This is a genomic window from Luteibacter sp. TLI7-4A (genome assembly GCF_056754745.1).
The window spans coordinates 2,244,675-2,263,429 of sequence record NZ_JBPGWO010000001.1 but is presented as its reverse complement, the minus strand read 5'-3'; the positions used below and the strand labels follow the sequence as shown (position 1 = coordinate 2,263,429).

Sequence of the window (18,755 nt, the reverse complement as noted above, 5' to 3'; positions counted from 1 at the left end):
CCCTGTCGGCGATGGGTGCTTGCCGTAACCTGGCCCGCTGCCGCGGGATCGCCGACAGGGTCGGCTCCCACAATGGGGTTTTCGTGTGAAACACCCGACCGCTTCCCTCGCCGCACCAGCCCAACGCGATGGCGAAGCCGAGCCGAACGAAGCCCAGACACGCGCGAAGAATCAAAAAAAGCGCCCCACCAGGGGGCGCTCGTTTCTTGCTCGGTGACGATCGCTTACTTGTATTCGACGGCGCCCGAGATCACCAGGCCCTTCTCATCCATGTGCGCTTCGCCGCCTACCTGCACGATGCGCGCGGCCTGCGCTTTCATCGCGTCGAACTGGACCTTGGAGCGCTGGGCGGCCGCGGTCTGCGTCGCCTGGTCGTCCGGAGCGCCATCCGCGCCGGAGGCGTCGTCCATCGCCTTGGCATAGGCGGTCGCTTTCTCGGCCATCACATCGACCCATGCGCGATACATATCGCCATTGAGGTGCAGGCGGTTGAGCCGGCCGGCATCGCCGATCGGACCCATCAGCATGTCGTCGAGCTTGGCGTCCTCGCCTTCGCCCAGGCCCACCACGATCGCCTGTCCGTTCATCGCCGCCCAGCCCGGCATGCCGAGCATGCTGCCGATGTTCGGCGGCAGCGGTGCGGGCTTGCCGTCGCCGGCGAGCTTGAAGTCGCCACCGAGCATCGCCTGGCCCATCGCCAGGAGGCCGGCGGGGTTGCGCGTGGCAAGCAGGACTCGACCGGTGAAGGTCGGCATCTGCTGACCCGCCGCGGCCGGCTTGAACGAATCCAGCACGATGCGCACGCCCCGGATGTCGCCGAACGGGGGAATCGCCGCCTGCTGCATGGTCGAGCCGAGCTTGGCGAAACTGTCGTTCATGTTGACGAAGGCGGGGCATTCGAACGGCTTGGCCGCCACGGCCTCGGACTGCGCGGTGAAGAACGTGCGGATCTGCTCGACGGGCAGCGCGAGGCTGATGTCGAACGGTGCGCTGGCGTCCTTGCCCAGGCCCGGCAATTCCACCTTCAGGCCCGAGAAAGCCTTGGCGATGTCGTCGGCCAGCGCCACGTCCACACGCTGCTCCTGATGGTGCAGGTCCAGTCGCGTGTAGCCGAAGCTGAGCGACGGCACGCGCGCCGCGATGCGCGAGGCTTCGGCCTGGCAACTCGGCGGCAGTTCGGGCACGGGCTCACCGGTCTTGGCGGACTGATGCTTGAGGAACGCGGAGAACAGGGGATCCTTGCCCGCGGCCACCAGCGGCAACAGGCGGACGAGGTCGACCTGGCCGACCGCGTAGTCCTTGTATCCCTTGTCCTTGGCGAGGTCGGCGAGGCGGCCATCGTCCTGCAGGCTCTTTTCCGGGCGATCGACGCCCAGCGCCTGGCGGACCAGCGGCTGCGCGGCATCGGCGGGGAGCAGGGAGACGACGGCCTGCTTGCCCACGGTCGCGATCACCAGCTGAACGCCGGAATCGGACAGGGTCACGTGGCGATAGGCCTGGCCACCCGCGTCGGCGGTGTCCAGCTTCTTGCCGTAGGCGGTTTCGAGGCGGCCCACGAAGGCCTCCCAGGCGGACGGATCGGCCAACGCCACGCGCGCCACGGGGCTGAGCCCGAGGCCATAGATGGCCGAGCCGGTCTTCACGTCCAGGCCCATGTTCTTCAGCGCCGCCTCGGCGGTCTTGCCGTCGAACTCGGCGGCGAAGGCCTTGAGCAGGCGGGCACCTTCGGCGTTGCCCTTGGTTTCGAGGTCCTGCGCGACGGATTTCATCTGCGCGACCTGGGTCGGCAGTTCGTTATTGGCCTGCGAAATCATGGCCTCGTAGGCATCGTCGTCGAGCTTGTCGAGGTTCGACAGCACGTAGGGTGTGTCGGCCGGCACGAAGGCCAGCGGGGCGTCCTTGTCCTTGTGGCCGCAGGCCGCCAGCAGCACGCTGGCGACGCCGAGCGCGATGAGTCGCTTCGTCGGTCGCATTCTGTATCCCGTTGTTTGGTTGGTCCCTTGGTACGGCCATTATGCCGGAACCACGCCGCCGCCACGCGCCCTCACGGCAGGAGAGGCGCAAATTCCTACGGGCCTATCGGCCCATGACCTCGGCCAGCACCGCCATCCGCACGAATACGCCGTTGCCGACCTGCTCGAGGATGCGCGACTGCGCCCCGTCGGCGACCTCCGGGGCGATCTCGATCCCGCGGTTGATCGGGCCCGGGTGCATGACCAGGCAGCCCTTGGCGGCGAGGGCGAGGCGCCGGGTATCGAGGCCGAAACGTTCGAAATAGGCGGCTTCGTCGGGCAGGTCGGTCGAGGCCATGCGCTCCTTCTGCAGGCGCAGCATGATGATGACGTTCGCTCCTTCGATGGCTTCGTCGAAGTCCTCGTGGTAGGTGACGTTGTCCAGCTCGCCCTCGGTGGGCAGCAGCGAGGACGGCCCGACGAGGCGTATCTCCTTCGCGCCCAGGGCCGTGAAGGCATGCACGTCCGATCGCGCCACGCGTGAATGGCGCACGTCGCCGCAGATGGCGATGCGCAGCTTGCGGAAGTCCGGGTGATGGTTGCGGATGGTCAGCGCGTCGAGCAGGCCCTGGGTGGGATGGGCACGGTTGCCGTCGCCGGCATTGACCACGGCGACCCCGCTCATCGCGTGGCGGACCAGCGACTCCGGCGTGCCCGATTCCTTGTGCCGGACGATGATCGTGTCCAGGTGCATGGCTTCGAGCGTATGCAGCGTGTCGAACAACTCTTCGCCCTTGGCGGTCGACGAGAAGCCGATGTCGAAGTTGATCACGTCGGCACCGAGGCGGCGTGCGGCGAGTTCGAACGACGTGCGCGTACGCGTGGAAGGCTCGAAGAAGAGGTTGAGCACCGTGCGGCCGGCGAGCAGGTCGAGCTTTCGCGTTCCGTGCGCGGTGGCTTCGCGCATGCTGTTGGCGCGGTCGAGGATGCGCTCGATGTTTTCGCGCGGCATGTTCTCGAGGGTGGTCAGGTGGCGCAGGCGTTGTGTCATGACGTCCCCAAGGTGGTTATAAGGTAGGACTCGAGAATGACCGCCGCCGCCTCGGCATCGATCGACTTCGCGTCCGAACGTTTGCGGGTGCCCGCGGCGCGGCCGGCGGCGAAGCGCCGGGCGGCCTCCTGCGAACTCATGCGTTCGTCGGCGAACGCCACCGGGAGGGCGTACCGCTGGCCGATGCGTTCGGCGAAGCGCCGTGCCGTGCGGGTCATCGGTTGCTCCTTGCCGTCGTTGTCGAGCGGCAGCCCCACGACCAGTTCCGCCGGCAACCACTCGCGACGCAAGGTGTCCAGCGCATGCCAGTCGGGCTCGCCATCGCGGACGGGCACGGCCGCCAACGCACGGGCGGTGCCGGTCAGGCGATTGCCGACGGCGACACCCACGATCTTCGTTCCGACATCGAAGCCGAACAGGCAGCTCATCGTGCCCCTGGCTCAGGCGTGACCGGCGTAGCCGGCCAACTGGGAGGGGTCCTGCACTCCAAGCTTGCGTGCGGCGGCGACCCAGCGTTCGTCGATGGGGGTGTCGAAGATGATGTGTTCGTCCGCGCGCGTGGTGAGCCACGCGTTGTCCATCACTTCCTGCTCGAGTTGCCCGGCGTCCCAGCCGGCGTAGCCGAGCGTGACGACGGCGCGGCGCGGGCCTTCGCCCGCGGCCATGGCCACGAGGATGTCGCGCGACGTGGTGACCGACCAGTCGTCGTTCACGCGATAGCTGGAATCCCAGTTGCCCGGTTCGCGGTGGAGGACGAAGCCGCGTTCCTGCTGGACGGGGCCGCCGATGAGGACGGGGTAGTCGGCGATCTCCGGGTCGTCGCACTGGAGTTTCATCTGGGCGAGGACGTCGCCCAGGCGGTACTCGGATATCTGGTTGATCAACAGGCCGACCGCGCCGTCTTCGCCATGCTGGCAGAGGAAGGCGACCCCGCGCGCGAAGGGCGGCTCGGCCAGCGTGGGCATGGCGATGAGGAATTGCCCCGCGAAGGTATTGGCGATCGTCATGGCTGCATTGTAGCCGTTACGAACATGAGCCGTGTGCGAATGTTCAGTGCGTCGCGCTTACCGTGTGCGCACGATCACAAGGAGATGGCATCGTGCGAAAAGTAATGTTTATCAAGGGTTTTGTGCTGATTTCCGCCGGCTTCGCCGGGGTTGCGCCGGCCTCCGCGCCGGGCGCCTGGAAGGACTACGACCAACGGCTGACCAGCGCCTGCATCGCGGCCAGCGGCCTGAAGGATGCGAAGCCGGTGGGCGCTCCGATCCGGTACGACGACCGGGTGCCGGTCACGGCGCTGGTGCTGGCCGGGCGTTACCCACAGAAGCACATGAACAACCGGCCGGGGCGGGAGTTGTGCGTGTGGGATCGGAAGGCGGGGAAGGCGTATGTGAGCGAGGCGGACCAGTTGTTGCCGGCACGTTGAATCGCCGACAGGGTCGGCTCCCACACGTCATCGGGAAACCCGCCCAACCCGGCGGGAGTCCGCCCATCTGGCGGGAACCCACCTACCCGGCGGAAGCCTACCTATCTGGCGGGGACCTACCTATCTGGTGGGAGCCGACCCTGTCGGCGATGGCTCGCAACCCCTGTGGGAGCCGACTTCGTCGGCGACGGCTCAGTAGTTGCGCAACACATTCCCCGGCAGGAACTGCCAGGTACGCGTGATATACAACTCGTCCACCCGGGCCTTGTCCGAAGGCAGGGCGGGGAAGGGCGCGGCGAGGCGGACGATACGCTGGGCGGCGTCGTCGAGCAGCTTCTGCCCGGAACTCTTGATCACATCCATGCTCTTGATCGATCCATCGCGGTTCAGGCCCACGGTGAGCACCAGTTCGCCATGCAGCCCCTGGCGCCGCGCCTCGTCGGGATAGTTGAGGTTGCCCACGCGTTCCACGCGGCCGACCCAACCCTTCATGTAGGCGGCGTAGGCATACTCGCGCGTGTTCGAGGAGATGAACTTCTTCTTCGGGCGCTTCGCGTACGCCTGCGACTGGTCGCGGACCTCGGCCGCCAGCTTCGCCATTTCCAGCTTGCGCTGCGCCTCGTCGTCGGAGACGGGCAGGGGCCGTTCCTTTTGCTCGGTCTGTTCACGCTTGGTATCGACCGCGAAAGCCGTCTCGCCCGAGGTGGTGAGGAGTGGGTCCGGCGTGGCCTCGCGTGGCATAGGCGCACGGGCCTCGGTGGGTTCGGCCGCATCGCCGGGGTTGCGCGTGGGCAAGGGGCCGGATGCGCGTTCCGACGGGCGGGCGGCCTTGTCCCGGTCGCCACCGCCCGAATTATTGGCCTGGGCGAGGAAGTCCGCCTTGTCCGGCGCTTCCTGGTTGGCGACGTCCACAAGGGTGACATCGAGCGTGGGCACGCTCGGTCTGGGCTTCTCCGCCTCGAAGGTGATGCCGAGGATGACGACACCGTGCAACAGCAGCGAGAACAGCAGGGTCGCGCCGAACAGATCGGCGCCGGTGGTGCGGGTCGTCATCGGGCCTCGATCGCGTCGAACATCAGCCCGGCGATGTTAATGCCGAAGCGGGCGTCCAGTTCGCGCACGCCTGTCGGAGATGTGACGTTGATCTCGGTCAGGTAGTCGCCGATCACGTCCAGGCCGACGAAGCGGAGCCCCCGGCGGACCAGTTCCGGGCCGACCTGGGCGGCGATCCAGCGGTCGCGGTCGGACAGGGGGATCCCCTCGCCCTTGCCCCCGGCGGCCAGGTTGCCGCGGAACTCGTCACCCTGGGGGATGCGGGCCAGCGCGTAGGGCACCGGCTCGCCGTCGATCAGCAGGATGCGTTTGTCGCCGGCGGTGATCTCGGGGATGTATTTCTGCGCGATGGCGAAATGGCGGGCGCCGTCCAGCAGGGTCTCGAGCATGGAGTTGAGGTTGCTGTCGCCGGCCTTGACGCGGAATATGCCGCGCCCGCCCATGCCGTCCAGCGGCTTCAGCACGGCCTCGCCATGGCGGGCGACGAACTGCTTCAGTTCGTCCCGGTCGCGCGAGACCAGGGTCGGCACGATGCACTGCGGAAAGTCCAGGGCGAACAGCTTCTCGTTGCAGTCGCGCAGCGAACGTGGGTCGTTCACCACCTTGCAGCCCGCCCGCTGGGCACGTTCCAGCACCATGGTGTCGTAGACGAACTGGGGGTCGACCGGCGGATCCTTGCGGGCCAGGACGATGTCGACCTCGCCCAGCGGACGCCACACCGGTTCACCGAGGGTGAACCAGCCGGAGGGATCCTCCTTCACGGTGAGCGGGCGCAGGCGTGCCCATGCCTCGCCATCGCGCAGGGCGAGGTCGCCCTGTTCCATGTAAAGCAGGGCGTGCCCACGGCGGGAGGCCTCCAGCAGCATGGCGAAGGTGGTGTCCTTGGCGATCTTGATGGCGCGGATGGGGTCCATCAGGACGGCGACGGAGAGCGGCATGGAGATGTCCCGGTAGGCAGGAAAGGTGCCAAGTCTAGTCAAGGCGGGCAGAATTGGGGCGAATTCGGCAGGCGGAACTTTTCCTTTAAGAACAATTCATCTTGACGGCGCCCCGGCCAACCATTAAACAGCGGACGGGAGGAACGCCGAAGAGCGGACCGCTGGAGCCATGGGTTCCGGACATCGACCTGGCGCACGGAATAGTCGGCACGAAACCGGCTATCCTGCGACGGGATTTGCGGTTTTTTTGCGTGGCACGGGGGCGCAGTGAACGAAAACGGACGTGGTAACGACCTGACCGGGTTGCGGGTCATGGTCATCGACGATTCGAAAACCATCCGACGCACGGCCGAGACCCTGCTGAAGAAGGAAGGCTGCGACGTACTCACCGCGGTCGACGGTTTCGAGGCCCTGGCCAAGATTTCCGACCAGAAGCCGAACATCATCTTCGTCGACATCATGATGCCGCGCCTGGATGGCTACCAGACCTGCGCACTGATCAAGAACAACGCCCAGTTCCGCGGCACGCCGGTGATCATGCTGTCCTCCAAGGACGGCCTGTTCGACAAGGCCCGTGGCCGCATCGTGGGCGCGGAGCAGTACCTCACCAAGCCGTTCACCCGCGACGAGCTACTCGGCGCGATCCATCGGTACGCGAAGGCGAACTGACCGAACACCACCGCTAGACGACGTCCAGGGGGACGTGTGGCAAACATTCTCATCATCGACGACTCGCCCACCGACGTCCGCGTGTTCACCACGCTGCTCGAGAAGGCGGGTTTCTCCGTTTCCAGCGTCGACAACGCCGAGGCCGGCCTCGATCGCATCCGTGCGAACAAGCCCGACCTGGTGATCATGGACGTGATCATGCCGGGCATGAACGGTTTCCAGGCCACCCGTACGCTGAGCCGGGACCCGGCGACGGCGGACGTGCCTGTGGTGATGATCACGACCAAGTCCATGGAAACCGACAGGGTGTGGGGCCTGCGCCAGGGCGCCAAGGCGTTCATCACCAAGCCGGTGAACGAAAAGGAGCTGCTCTCGACCATCGCCAGCCTCCTGCCGAACAAGACGCATTGAGGGCGCCATGAGCGAGAACGCCTCCCTTACGCCTTTCGAACTCCTCGCCCGCTACGAGAGGGCGTGTCTCGCCCACTCGGCGGACGCGCCCGAGCGCGTGGACACCCTGGGCCTGTGGCGAGGCATCGGTTTTCGCGTGGGCCGCCGCGCCTTCGTCAGCGGCATCGAGGAAATCAACGAATTGCTGGCCGTGCCGCCGCTGACCAACGTGCCCGGTACGCAGCCGTGGCTGATGGGCGTGGCCAACGTGCGTGGCAACCTGGTGCCGGCGATCGATCTTGGCCGGTTCCTGTTCGATGAACGCACGCCGTCGTCGGAGCGCACGCGCTTGCTGCTCGTGCGCCAGCATGGCGGCACGGTGGGTCTGCTGGTGGATGAAGTGTTCGGCCAGCGTACGATGGACGAGACGCAGCGGGGCACGGGCGAGGAAGAGCACGATCCGCGGCTGGCGCGCTTCGTCGCGGAGAACGTGCAACTGGGTGAGCAGAGCTTCGGCTTGTTCAGCATGAGCCGGCTGGTTCGTGCGCCGGATTTCAGGCAGGCGGCGTTGTAAGGCGCCTCATTGGGGGAGGGGGACGGCCGGGTGGCTGGCCCCTGACAGGATAGGTGGAGACGGCATGGCCGGCTTCGCGATGGGAACGGAGGGGCGGTCAGCGCGACCGCTTCGTCTTGCCGGCGGCCTCGTCGAGGCGCCGGTGGCTAGCTTTGCCAGGTTTGGGTGAGGTGGATATGAGCACGACAGCAGGCGGCGCAGGCCGGGAACGCGGGTACACGATCGTCATCGTGTTCCTTCTCCTGGCGATCGGTTTGGCGTCGGTCGACTTCTGGTGGCTGAACAACAAGAACGGCGAGGACCGCGAGGCCATCGCGCTGACAACCCAGGTGCAGGTGCTTTCGCAGCAGACCGCGAAGTACGCACTGGAGGCGTCGGACGGCAATCGCGATTCGTTCCGTGAGTTGTCGGCCACGCGAAACACGATCGATTCGGCCGTGCAGCGCCTGGTCAAGGGCGACGACAAGACCGGCATGCCGGCCTATGCCGACGCCAGCGCCAACGCCGCGCCCGCCGGTCGCGCGATCGGCGCGCTGGCCAACGCCTGGCACCAGCTCGACGCGGACATCGGCAAGATCCTTTCCAACAAGGACCTCGTGCTGTCCTCGGGCGAACGCGCCGATCTGTTCTCCAAGCAGATGCCGCTGTTGAACGCGCGCACCGACGAAGTGTTGAACATCGTCCAGCAGAAGAACGCCTCGGTGGAGCAGACCTTCACCATCGCGCGCTGGATGCTGATGGCCGACCGCATGATCCGCCGCGTGCAGGAGATCCTGCAGGGTGGCGACGGTGCCCAGTCGGCGGCGGATGGCCTTTCCCGCGACGCGCAGCTCTACGGCGCGGTGTTGAAGGGCCTCATCGACGGCAATCCGGACGGCGGCGTGCGTGCCATCAGCGACGCCAACGCGCGCAAGATCCTCGAAGGCATGCAGACCTCCTGGACGGAACTGGTCGATCCAGTCGGCCAGCTGGTCACCGCCTCGCCGAACCTGCAGGACGTGAAGCGCGCCGGCAACCAGGCTTCCCTCGATTCCCAGACGGTGCTGCTCCGCGCCAACGAATCGGCCGAGCAGATCGCCAAGCTGCCGCTGACCCGCCTGTTCCCGAACGTGTGGTGGGGCCTGCTCGGCGCCATCGGCGCCGTGCTGTTCGCCCTGCTGCTGGTCTACAACCTGGTGCGCGACCAGCGCCGCCGCTTCGAGACCACTTCCGACCTGAACCAGCGTAACCAGACCGCGATCATGCGCTTGCTGGACGAGATGGGCACGCTCGCCGAAGGCGACCTGACCATCAAGGCCACCGTCACCGAGGACATCACGGGCGCCATCGCGGACGCCATGAACTCCGCCGTCGACGAGATGCGCAACCTCGTCACCACCATCAACGAGACCGCGGTGCGTGTCTCCGCGGCGGCGCAGGAGACCCAGGCCACCGCCATGCACCTCGCCGACGCGGCGGAGCAACAGGCGCAGCAGATCACCTCGGCCACCTCCGCGATCAACCAGATCGCCACCTCGATGGATACGGTGTCGAAGGATTCGGCCGAATCGGCCGACGTGGCCCAGCGCTCGGTGCAGATCGCCTCGCGCGGCGCGGAAGTGGTGCGCGAGACCATCCAGGGCATGGACTCCATTCGCGACCAGATCCAGGAGACGTCCAAGCGCATCAAGCGCCTGGGTGAGTCGTCGCAGGAAATCGGCTCGATCGTGGAACTCATCAACGACATCGCCGAGCAGACCAACATCCTCGCCCTGAACGCGGCCATCCAGGCGGCATCGGCCGGCGAGGCGGGCCGCGGCTTCGCGGTGGTCGCGGACGAAGTGCAGCGCCTCGCCGAACGTTCGGCGAGCGCGACCAAGCGAATCGAGACCCTGGTCCAGACCATTCAGTCCGATACCAACGAAGCGGTGAGCTCGATGGAACAGACCACCGCCGAGGTGGTCGCGGGCGCACGACTGGCCGAGGACGCGGGCACGGCGCTGGGTGACATCGAGCGCGTGTCGAACGACCTCTCGGCGCTGATTCAGAACATCTCCGCGGCGGCCCGCCAGCAGTCCGCGGCGGCCACCGACACCTCGGCGACGATGAACGTCATCCAGGAGATCACCTCGCAGACATCGCTGGGTGCCAGCCAGACCGCCGAGTCCATCGGAAACCTGGCCCAGCTCGCGAACGACCTGCGCCTGTCCGTCGCGAACTTCAAGCTGCCGGGCTAATGCAGTGAGACTCCAAGACCATACCGATTTCACCACGCTGCACTGGGTCAAGGCCGAGCTCGACGACGCCTTGTCCAAGGCACGCCAGGCCCTCGAATCCTACGTCGAGGACTCGCGCGACGCCTATGTCATGCACACCTGCGCGGCGGACCTGCACCAGGTCCACGGCACGTTGCGTATGGTCGAGCTCTATGGCGCCGCGATGGTCGTCGGCGAAATGGAGCAGCTGGTCGCCGCGCTGATCGACAACCGCGTCGTCCACCGCGACGACGCCTATGCCGCGCTGATGCGCGGCATGATGCAGATGCCCGATTACCTGGAGCGTTTGCAGAGCGGTCACCGCGACGTGCCCATCGTGCTGTTGCCGCTGCTCAACGACCTGCGCGAAAGCCGGGGCGAGCAGTCGCTGCACGAGTCCGCCCTGTTCACGCCCAACCTCGACACCATGCTTCCGGCGACGGCGCCCGGCGCCGCCCATCCGGGCGTGGCCGAGGCCCATCGCGCCGAACTGGGCGACCTGCGCGTGAGGTTCCAGCAGCAGTTGCTGGCCTGGTTCCGCGGGCAGGGCAACGAACGCCAATTGCTGGGCATGCGCGCGACGCTCGACAGCCTCGCCGCGCGTTGCTACACGATCGCCGGGCGGCGCCTGTGGTGGATCGCCGCCGGCGTGCTGGAGGGCCTGGAGCGCGGCGTGTTGCGCGCCCACGAAAAAGACGTGCGCCAGCTCATCGGTCGCGTCGACCGCTCCATTCGCGAGCTCGTCGACGGCGGCGAGGAAGCGCTGCAGAACGGCGATTCCGACGAACTCGCGCGCAAGCTCCTGTATTACGTCGCCCAGGCCAAGCCGGGCAGCGAGCGTATCGAGGAACTGCGCCAGACCTACCGTCTCGATGGCCTGCTGCCGCAGGCCGCCGAGCTCGAACACGCCCGTGGCTCGATGTCCGGCCACAACCGTGCCCTGCTCGACACCGTGTCGGCGGCGATCAAGGACGACCTGCTGCGGGTGAAGGAAGCGCTCGACCTGTTCCTGCGCCGTCCCGATGGCGACCCGGCCCAATTGGGCTTGCAGACCGACGTACTCGATCGCGTGGGCGACACGCTGGGCATGCTCGCGCTGGGCGTGCCGCGCCGTGTCGTGGGTGAGCAGCGCCGCATCCTCGGCGAGATCGCCACGGGAGCGCGCGCGCCGGACGAGGAATCGTTGCTCGACGTCGCCGGCGCGCTTCTCTATGTCGAAGCGTCGCTGGACGACCATATCGAACGCCTGGGCGCGGAGGGCGAACATCCCTCGTCGTCGAGCGACCTCGGCCCGGCACCGCTGCCGCGCAGCGAGGCGCGGCACATCCTGGCCACGCTCATGCGTGAAGCCACCGCGAATACGTCCAAGGTGAAGGACGCGATCGTCGGGTTCGTCGAATCGTCGTGGGACCACGAACAACTCGCTGGCGCGCCCGAATTGATGGCCGAGATCGGCGGTGCGATGCGCATGCTCGGCGCGGCGCGTCCGGCCGAGCTGGCCGACGGCATCGGCTTGTTCATCCATCGTGAGTTGCTTGGCGACCGCCGCGTGCCGAACGGTACCCAGATGGATCGCCTGGCCGATGCGCTGGCCGCGCTCGAGTACTACCTCGAAGCCGCGCGCGAGCACCGTGGCGGACTGGAACACATCCTCGACGTGACCCAGCAAAGCCTGGCCGAACTCGGTTACTGGCCGGTGCCGGTGGACGGCGAGGGCAACGAGGCGCTCGGCGAGGGTGCGCTCGAAGAGATCGAGGCGGCGGCCATCGAGCATATCGCCGTGCCGTCGACCAGCGTCGATGCAGGCGAGACGGTATCCAGCTTCGCCGACAGCTTCGATCTCGTCGACGAGCCGCCCACCGACGAAGAGATCGCCACGGCGTCCCGCGATGCCGGCGCCGTGCCGGTGCCTGCCGCGGCCGTTGGCGAGGAAGACTGGATCGAGATCGAGGAAGAGGTCGAGCAGGACGTCGGCGGTCACGGCATGGCCGAGTTCGCCGGCTTCCAGATCACCGTGGATGGCATCGACGACGAGATTCGCGAGATCTTCCTCGAAGAAACCGATGAGGAAATCGCCAATCTCCGCGCCGGCCTGGGCCACTGGTTGACCGACCCCGAACGCAGCGATGCGCTGGTGCCCATCCGCCGTTCGTTCCATACGCTGAAGGGTTCGGGCCGTCTCGTCGGCGCACGCCTGCTGGGCGAGTTCGCCTGGAAGGTCGAGAACATGCTCAACCGCGTGCTCGACGGTTCGATCGGGCCGCATGAAGGCGTGCAGGCGCTCGTGCGTCATGCCGTCGAGGCATTGCCGCAACTCAAGGCCGCGCTCGAGGGCGATGCCACGCCAGGCGCGCCGATCGCGGCGATCATGGAAACCGCGGACCGCCTGGCCATGGGCGACGTCGCCTTCGTCGAGGACGTCGCACGCAGTTCCATCCACCGCGTTCGCAGCAAGGTCAAGCGCCGCGTGCCGCGCGACACCATCGCCGCGGTGCCCACGGCGGGTTTCGCCGCCTATGGCCAGGTGCCGGCGCCGGTGGAAGACAGCGCTGCATCGGTGGAGGCCGCGTTCAGCGACGAGCACGCCTATGTCGCGCCGCCGCTGCCGCCCGTGGATTCGGTCCTGCTGGACATCCTGCGTACCGAAGTGGCGCAGTATCTCAACGTGATTCGCGCCAACCTGGCCCGCGCCGGCGATGGCGAGCTTCATGTGGACGACGCCCTGCTGCGGGCCGTGCATACGCTGCACGGTGCGATCGGCATGGTCGACATCCCCGTGCTGATCCAGGTGCTCGCGCCGCTGGAGGGCCTGGTCAAGCGCGTGCGCGCCACGGGCCTGCCGTTGAGCAAGGAAGGCGTCGATGCGCTGACCGACACCGCCGACCTGGTCGATCACGTGATGGAACAGTTCGACGCGCCCGATCCGCGCGTGCCGGACGTGGCATCGCTGGCCGCGCGCATCGTCGCCCTGCGCGACGAGCAACCGGAAGCGACGGTCGCGCACATCCTGTACGAGCCCGATCCGCTGCCGCTCGATGACGAACTCGCCGAAGATGAATCGCCCGTCGACGCGGGCTCCGTCGAGGCGTCCGCGGAAACGGCGGAAGCCTATCTGCCGGAGCAGGCGGAAGCCACGACCGTTCCGTCGCTCGACGAGGCGTTGATCGCCGACGAGATCGCGGAAGAAGAAGGCGAGCTTCCCGGGATCGAGCTGGCGCCGGTCGAACCGGTCGGTGGTGGCGACGACTTCACCGCCGAACTGCTGGCTTCGCTGGAGAGCTTCGAAAACTTCGAGATCGACAAGCCGGAAGGCGAGGTCAAGCCGATTCTGGCCTTCGACGCCGAGGAAGACGCCGCGTGGCGTGCGCTGGTGGGCGAGGAGTCGGCCGAGCCATCGCTGCCGCAGCCGATGACGCATGACGGCGACGTGTTGCATACGGACGATGGGCTGGTCGAACCGATCGTCGTCGAGGAAGAGATCGACGAGACGGTGTCGGAGGAGGAGGGGTTCGTTGCGGACGAACTGCTCGCTCCGCAGGAATCGCCGACAGGGTCGGCTCCCACCGCGCCTGCCGAAGCCGAGCTCCCCATCGAGCCTGCCGCCGAAGTCGAGTTGCCCAGCGAGACCGCCGGGCCCGAGGGCGTGTTCGAGCCGGTGGTCATCGAGGACCAGTCGCACGAGGCGCTGGCCGAGCCGGTGCATACGCCGGCCGACGAGCCGGTGGCGGCGCTGGTGCCGGAGCTGTCGCCTTATGCCGATATCGATCCCGACTTGCTCGAGGTTTTCATCGAGGAAGGGCGCGAGATCCTGGATCATGCCGATGCCGCGCTGGCGTCGTGGCGTGCCGAGCCGGAACAGGCCGAGCACGTGACCGCGCTGCAACGTGACCTGCATACCTTGAAGGGCAGTGCGCGCATGGCCGGCATGGCCGCGGTCGGCGACCTGTCCCACGCGATGGAAGCGCTGCTCGACGCGGTGGCCGGTGGCCAGCGCGAGAGCGACCGTCCCGCCATCGAGGCGACCGAGGCCGGCTTCGACCGCCTGCATGGCATGATCCAGAGCATCGCCCTGGGCAAGCCGATCGCCTTGACCGACGCGGATATCGAACCGTTCGCACGGCTTGCCGGCGCACCGATCGCACCCGACACCGTCACGGCCGAGACGTACCGCGAGGAACGCGAAGCCGCGATCGTCGAATACGCGCCGGTACTCCCCGAACCGATCCACGAGCCGGAGCCGACGCACGCGATCGAACGCGATCTGCCCGAACTCCTGCCCGAATTCGAGGAAGAGGAACTCCAGCGTGCCTCGCAGGAGCAGATCCGCGTCCGAGCCGACATGCTCGACACGCTGGTCAACCACGCGGGCGAGGTCTCGATCTACCGTTCGCGCCTGGAACAGCAGACGGCGAGCTTCCGTTCGGCGCTCACCGAGCACGAGCAGACGGTCAGCCGACTGCGAAGCCAGCTGCGCATGCTCGAGATCGAGACCGAGGCGCAGATCATCGCGCGTTATCACCAGGAGCATCGCGACACGGGCGTGGCGGCCTTCGATCCGCTCGAGCTCGACCGCTTCTCGCAGTTGCAGCAGTACTCGCGCGCACTGGCCGAGTCGGTATCCGACCTCGTGTCGTTGCAGACGATCCTCGACGAGTTGACCCGCCAGTCCGAGAACCTCCTGCTCCAGCAGCAGCGGGTGAACGCGGAATTGCAGGAAGGCCTCATGCAGACGCGCATGTTGCCGTTCGACGCGATGGTGCCGAACCTGCGCCGTACGCTGCGCCAGGCCGCCTCGGACGTGGGCAAGCGCGCGCAGCTTGTGGTGGAGGGTGCCAACGGCGAAATGGACCGCAACATGCTCGACCGCATCAAGGCGCCGTTCGAGCACATGTTGCGCAATGCCGTCGCGCACGGCATCGAACTGCCGGAGGCACGCGAGGCCGCGGGCAAGAACCCCGAAGGCACGGTACGCATCCAGGTGGCCCGCGAAGCCACCGAAGTGGTGGTGCGGCTTTCCGACGACGGTGCCGGCATGGATCGCGACGCGATCAGGGCCAAGGCGATCGAGCGTGGCCTGCTGCGCCCGGACGCCCGTGTATCCGACGACCAGATCTTCCAGCTCACCCAGGTTCCCGGTTTCTCCACGGCCGAGAAGGTCACCCAGGTGGCCGGCCGCGGCGTGGGCATGGACGTGGTCGCCAACGAGATCAAGCAGCTCGGCGGTACCCTCGGCATCGAGTCGCAGAAGGGCATGGGCACCACCTTCGTCATGCGCCTGCCGTTCACCCTCGCGGTGACCCAGGCCCTGATCGTGCGTATCGGCGAAACCAACTTCGCCATCCCGATGACGTCGGTGCATGGCGTGGCACGCGTGGCGCCGAACGAACTGGCCCACCGCATGGCCGACGACCAGCCCAGCTTCGAATACGTGGGTGAGGACTACGGCATCCACGACCTGCCGCAGTTGCTCGGCCTGCACGTCGTCTCGACACCGGACGAAGGCGACATTCCGCTCCTGCTCGCGCGGTCGGGCGACCTGCGCGCCGCGATCCGTGTCGATGCCGTGCTCGGTTCGCGCGAAATCGTGGTCAAGCCGGTCGGCCCGCAGGTGAGTTCGGTGCCGGGCATCCTCGGCGCGACGATCATGGGCGACGGTTCGGTGCTGATGATTCTCGACCTCGCGCCGCTGGTTCGCCACGGCGTGGCGCGCCGCGCGTTCGAAGCCGAGGCCCTGGTGCCGCACGCACCGCGCGCGCAGGACGAAGTACGCGTGAAGCCGCTGGTGATGGTGGTCGACGATTCGATCACCATGCGCAAGGTGACCGGCCGTGTGCTCGAGCGCCACGAGTTCGAGGTGATGACGGCGAAGGATGGCGTGGACGCGCTCGAAAAACTGAACGAGCGCGTGCCCGACCTCATGCTGCTCGACATCGAGATGCCGCGCATGGACGGTTATGAACTGGCGACGCAGATGAAGGCGGACGAACGTCTCGCGGGGGTGCCGATCATCATGATCACGTCGCGTACCGGCGACAAGCACCGCCAGCGTGCCTTCGATATCGGCGTGGATCGCTATATCGGCAAGCCATACCAGGAGAACGACCTCATCGTGCAGATCAACGACGTGCTCGGAGCCCATCATGGTTGATCGCGAGTCGCGGGTCGCGTTGTTGTTCGACGATGGGAGCCTATCCGCCCACCTGCGCGACGCGCTCGTCGAGCAGGGTGCACGGATCGTCTACGAATCGGACCTCGGTTCGTTCGCGCCCGCCGAACTGGTCGGATCATCGGCGAACGTCGTGGTCGTCGATCTGGACGACCCCAGCGATGCCGACCTGGATCGTCTCTACGACACGGTGGAAGGCGGGTATCCGCGCCTCGTCTTCAACGACGCGGATGTCAGCCGCAAGCTGGAAGGCTGGGACCGCGCCCGCTGGGCACGCCATCTCGCCGCCAAGCTCGTCGGCGAAATGGCCCAGGACCCGCCGCGCCCCGAAGATGCGCGCGAGATCGAGCCACGCGTAACCGCCATGGCCGGCGTCGCCGCGCCCGTCGAGGTCGTGCTCGACGAGCCGCTCGTGGACGACCTGGCGATCACCGGCAGTCATGGCTATGCGGAAACGCGGATGGCCGAGCCCGATGTGGCTACGGCCATCCCGCCCTACGCGGCCGGCATCGCCGATGAATTCACCGACGAACTGACTTTCTCCACGCCTTTGTCCGATGCCGACGCGGAAGACATGGATGCCGATCCGGCCGACCTCGCGGCGGAACTCGAAGCGCTGCTCGCCGATACCGACGGTGCCTCGCTCGACGAGTCCGATGGTCTCGATAGCCTGCCTTCCACGCCTGTGGAGCTGACCGAACTGGCGTCGCTCGACCTGTCCGGCTTCGAAGTGATCGAGGAAACACCGGCCCCGGTCCCCGCGCCCGAGAACGGATTCGATGCCGGCCGTTTCAGCCTCGAATCCATGGACGAGGCGTCGCCGGCGACGGTCGGGGAAACGCCCGCGCCCTTGCAGATCGAAGGGCGCGCGACCGAGTACGTGCCGCCGCCGGTGCCGGAGTGGGACCTCGTCGACCACGACACCATCGTGGCCGAGCCGGTGGCACGCGTCGCGGCGGCCGACTTCGGCATCGAAACCATCAGCGCCGCCGAATACCTTGCACAGGATGTCGTCGACGACGGCTCGCATGGGATCGAAGCGGGCTTCACCCTCGAACTGGTGTCGATGGAAGAAGCGGTGGCCCCGTCCACCGACGGACAGTTCTCCCATGAAATGTTCCTCGAGGCGGCGCCGCGCGCCGTGCGCCGGGTGATCGCGCTGGGCGGCGCGAAGGAAAGCGAAGCTTCGATCGCGGCCTTCCTTGCCGCGCTACCCGAGCGCCTTCCCGGGGTCTTGCTCGTGGTGGCGCACCACGACGGCGATTCCCAGGCGTTCGCTTCGCGCCTGGGTCGCGCGCATGTCGCCGGCGCTCGTCCGTACACCGCGCATGGCGAATGCCTCGTCGTGCCGCGCGGTTCGCACGTGCAGATCCGCCGCGACGGTAGCGTCACCGTACGCGAAGATGGCAGCGCGGCCAACGCGGCGGGGCCTTCGATCGACGGCATCCTCAGCACCATCGCCGGTGGCTTCGGCGCCGATGCGCTGGCGATCGTCTTCGCCGGGCGCGGCAACGATGCCGTCGCCGGTGCGCAAGCGGTATACGACGCCGGTGGCCGCGTATGGGTCGAAACCGTGCCGCCGGAGGACGAGGCGGGCCACATGGTCGCCGGCATTCGCGAAGAACGCGTGGCGGGCTATGCCGGCGATGTGCACGCGCTGGCGCAGAAACTGATCGAGGAATTCCCATGAGCGAGCCGTTACCGCGCGAAATCCGCTGCGTCCTGATTCCCAGCGGTGGCGTCCGCTTGCTGTTGCCCAACGCGGCGGTGGCCGAAGTGATCACCCTCGCGGGCGTGGAGCCGGTCGCGGATGCGCCGGCATGGCTGCTCGGCCGTATCGCGTGGCGTGGCTGGAGCATCCCGCTGGTGAATTTCGACCATGTGGCGAGCCTTGCCGACGATGCACCGCCCCAGGCGTCGCGCGTGGCCGTGCTCAAGGCCGTCGGCCATCGCCCGGACATGCCTTACATCGCGGTGCTCACGCACGGTTTCCCGCGCCTGACCACGCTCAACGCGGAACTGCTGCTGCCCACGCACGACGGGCATGAGCTGCCGTTCGGCGTACGCGCCCGCGTGCTGGTGCGCGACGACACGGCCGTGATTCCGGACCTGGAGCAGCTGGAAGAAACCCTGTCGGAAATGCTGGCGGAAGCCTGAGTCGTTCGGCCACTGCGAGGGCAGGGTCGAGCTCCTGCGCGACTTGTGCTGCTTCTGGTCGGCGGCTTTCTTGAGAAATCGAGTGTGACGTGGTTCTCACTCACACCGAATCCGGCCACTTTTTCAGACTAGTCTGATTTTTCCA

General features: G+C 67.2%; 14 protein-coding genes. 8 read left to right on the top strand and 6 right to left on the bottom strand.

What is annotated here, in order from left to right:
- Positions 1-224: 224 nt before the first annotated feature.
- The 4 genes from ACR9Y6_RS09960 to ACR9Y6_RS09945 all read right to left on the bottom strand — a co-directional run bounded on the left by ACR9Y6_RS09960 (position 225) and on the right by ACR9Y6_RS09945 (position 4,010).
- Positions 225-1,973 (bottom strand): hypothetical protein, encoded by a 1,749-nt coding sequence (locus ACR9Y6_RS09960; RefSeq protein WP_481281137.1) that lies wholly within the window; start codon positions 1,971-1,973, stop codon positions 225-227.
- Positions 1,974-2,076: 103 nt separating this feature from the next.
- The gene (locus ACR9Y6_RS09955; protein ID WP_481281136.1) at positions 2,077-3,003 is read right to left on the bottom strand and encodes an aspartate carbamoyltransferase catalytic subunit; all 927 of its coding nucleotides are present in this window, start codon (positions 3,001-3,003) and stop codon (positions 2,077-2,079) included.
- Positions 3,000-3,431, bottom strand: a complete 432-nt coding sequence (ruvX, locus tag ACR9Y6_RS09950) for a Holliday junction resolvase RuvX (protein WP_481281135.1) — start codon at positions 3,429-3,431, stop codon at positions 3,000-3,002. The genes ACR9Y6_RS09955 and ruvX overlap by 4 nt, the downstream gene beginning before the upstream one ends.
- 12 nt (positions 3,432-3,443) lie before the next feature.
- A complete protein-coding gene (locus ACR9Y6_RS09945; RefSeq protein ID WP_306851623.1) occupies positions 3,444-4,010 on the bottom strand; it encodes a YqgE/AlgH family protein in 567 nt (188 codons plus the stop codon).
- A 92-nt stretch (positions 4,011-4,102) separates the two neighbouring features.
- On the opposite strand from ACR9Y6_RS09945, the gene ACR9Y6_RS09940 reads away from it, so the two are divergent.
- A complete protein-coding gene (locus ACR9Y6_RS09940; RefSeq protein WP_481281134.1) occupies positions 4,103-4,429 on the top strand; it encodes a hypothetical protein in 327 nt (108 codons plus the stop codon).
- 192 nt (positions 4,430-4,621) lie between these two features.
- Here the strand turns inward: ACR9Y6_RS09940 and ACR9Y6_RS09935 are convergent, their stop codons facing one another.
- The gene (locus tag ACR9Y6_RS09935; RefSeq protein ID WP_481281133.1) at positions 4,622-5,482 is read right to left on the bottom strand and encodes a cell envelope integrity TolA family protein; all 861 of its coding nucleotides are present in this window, start codon (positions 5,480-5,482) and stop codon (positions 4,622-4,624) included.
- Entirely contained in the window at positions 5,479-6,420 is a 942-nt protein-coding gene (gene gshB / locus ACR9Y6_RS09930) for a glutathione synthase (RefSeq protein ID WP_481281132.1), read from the bottom strand. The genes ACR9Y6_RS09935 and gshB overlap by 4 nt, the downstream gene beginning before the upstream one ends.
- Positions 6,421-6,732: 312 nt before the next feature.
- On the opposite strand from gshB, the gene pilG reads away from it, so the two are divergent.
- From pilG to ACR9Y6_RS09895, 7 genes are all read left to right on the top strand, one after another.
- On the top strand, positions 6,733-7,089 hold the full coding sequence (gene pilG / locus ACR9Y6_RS09925) for a twitching motility response regulator PilG (RefSeq protein ID WP_371022263.1): 357 nt from the start codon (positions 6,733-6,735) through the stop codon (positions 7,087-7,089).
- Positions 7,090-7,125: 36 nt separating this feature from the next.
- The gene (locus ACR9Y6_RS09920; protein ID WP_306851614.1) at positions 7,126-7,500 is read left to right on the top strand and encodes a response regulator; all 375 of its coding nucleotides are present in this window, start codon (positions 7,126-7,128) and stop codon (positions 7,498-7,500) included.
- 7 nt (positions 7,501-7,507) lie between these two features.
- Positions 7,508-8,053 (top strand): chemotaxis protein CheW, encoded by a 546-nt coding sequence (locus ACR9Y6_RS09915; RefSeq protein WP_481281131.1) that lies wholly within the window; start codon positions 7,508-7,510, stop codon positions 8,051-8,053.
- Positions 8,054-8,229: 176 nt separating this feature from the next.
- The gene (locus tag ACR9Y6_RS09910) at positions 8,230-10,269 is read left to right on the top strand and encodes a methyl-accepting chemotaxis protein (protein WP_371022111.1); all 2,040 of its coding nucleotides are present in this window, start codon (positions 8,230-8,232) and stop codon (positions 10,267-10,269) included.
- Positions 10,270-10,273: 4 nt separating this feature from the next.
- Entirely contained in the window at positions 10,274-16,435 is a 6,162-nt protein-coding gene (locus tag ACR9Y6_RS09905) for an Hpt domain-containing protein (protein WP_481281130.1), read from the top strand.
- Positions 16,428-18,143 carry a chemotaxis protein CheB gene (locus ACR9Y6_RS09900; protein ID WP_481281129.1) on the top strand — a complete coding sequence of 572 codons (1,716 nt, stop codon included), beginning with the start codon at positions 16,428-16,430 and terminating at the stop codon, positions 18,141-18,143. Before ACR9Y6_RS09905 ends, ACR9Y6_RS09900 begins: the two co-directional genes overlap by 8 nt.
- Positions 18,140-18,610, top strand: a complete 471-nt coding sequence (locus ACR9Y6_RS09895; RefSeq protein WP_448096859.1) for a chemotaxis protein CheW — start codon at positions 18,140-18,142, stop codon at positions 18,608-18,610. The genes ACR9Y6_RS09900 and ACR9Y6_RS09895 overlap by 4 nt, the downstream gene beginning before the upstream one ends.
- The last annotated feature ends 145 nt before the right edge of the window (positions 18,611-18,755 follow it).

Bases quoted from the DNA above. Each gene is read 5' to 3' on its own strand.
- ACR9Y6_RS09960 (WP_481281137.1), bottom strand. From the start codon at position 1,973: ATGCGACCGACGAAGCGACTCATCGCGCTCGGCGTCGCCAGCGTGCTG.
- ACR9Y6_RS09955 (WP_481281136.1), bottom strand. From the start codon at position 3,003: ATGACACAACGCCTGCGCCACCTGACCACCCTCGAGAACATGCCGCGC.
- ruvX (WP_481281135.1), bottom strand. From the start codon at position 3,431: ATGAGCTGCCTGTTCGGCTTCGATGTCGGAACGAAGATCGTGGGTGTC.
- ACR9Y6_RS09945 (WP_306851623.1), bottom strand. From the start codon at position 4,010: ATGACGATCGCCAATACCTTCGCGGGGCAATTCCTCATCGCCATGCCC.
- ACR9Y6_RS09935 (WP_481281133.1), bottom strand. From the start codon at position 5,482: ATGACGACCCGCACCACCGGCGCCGATCTGTTCGGCGCGACCCTGCTG.
- gshB (WP_481281132.1), bottom strand. From the start codon at position 6,420: ATGCCGCTCTCCGTCGCCGTCCTGATGGACCCCATCCGCGCCATCAAG.
- pilG (WP_371022263.1), top strand. From the start codon at position 6,733: ATGGTCATCGACGATTCGAAAACCATCCGACGCACGGCCGAGACCCTG.
- ACR9Y6_RS09915 (WP_481281131.1), top strand. From the start codon at position 7,508: ATGAGCGAGAACGCCTCCCTTACGCCTTTCGAACTCCTCGCCCGCTAC.
- ACR9Y6_RS09910 (WP_371022111.1), top strand. From the start codon at position 8,230: ATGAGCACGACAGCAGGCGGCGCAGGCCGGGAACGCGGGTACACGATC.
- ACR9Y6_RS09900 (WP_481281129.1), top strand. From the start codon at position 16,428: ATGGTTGATCGCGAGTCGCGGGTCGCGTTGTTGTTCGACGATGGGAGC.
- ACR9Y6_RS09895 (WP_448096859.1), top strand. From the start codon at position 18,140: ATGAGCGAGCCGTTACCGCGCGAAATCCGCTGCGTCCTGATTCCCAGC.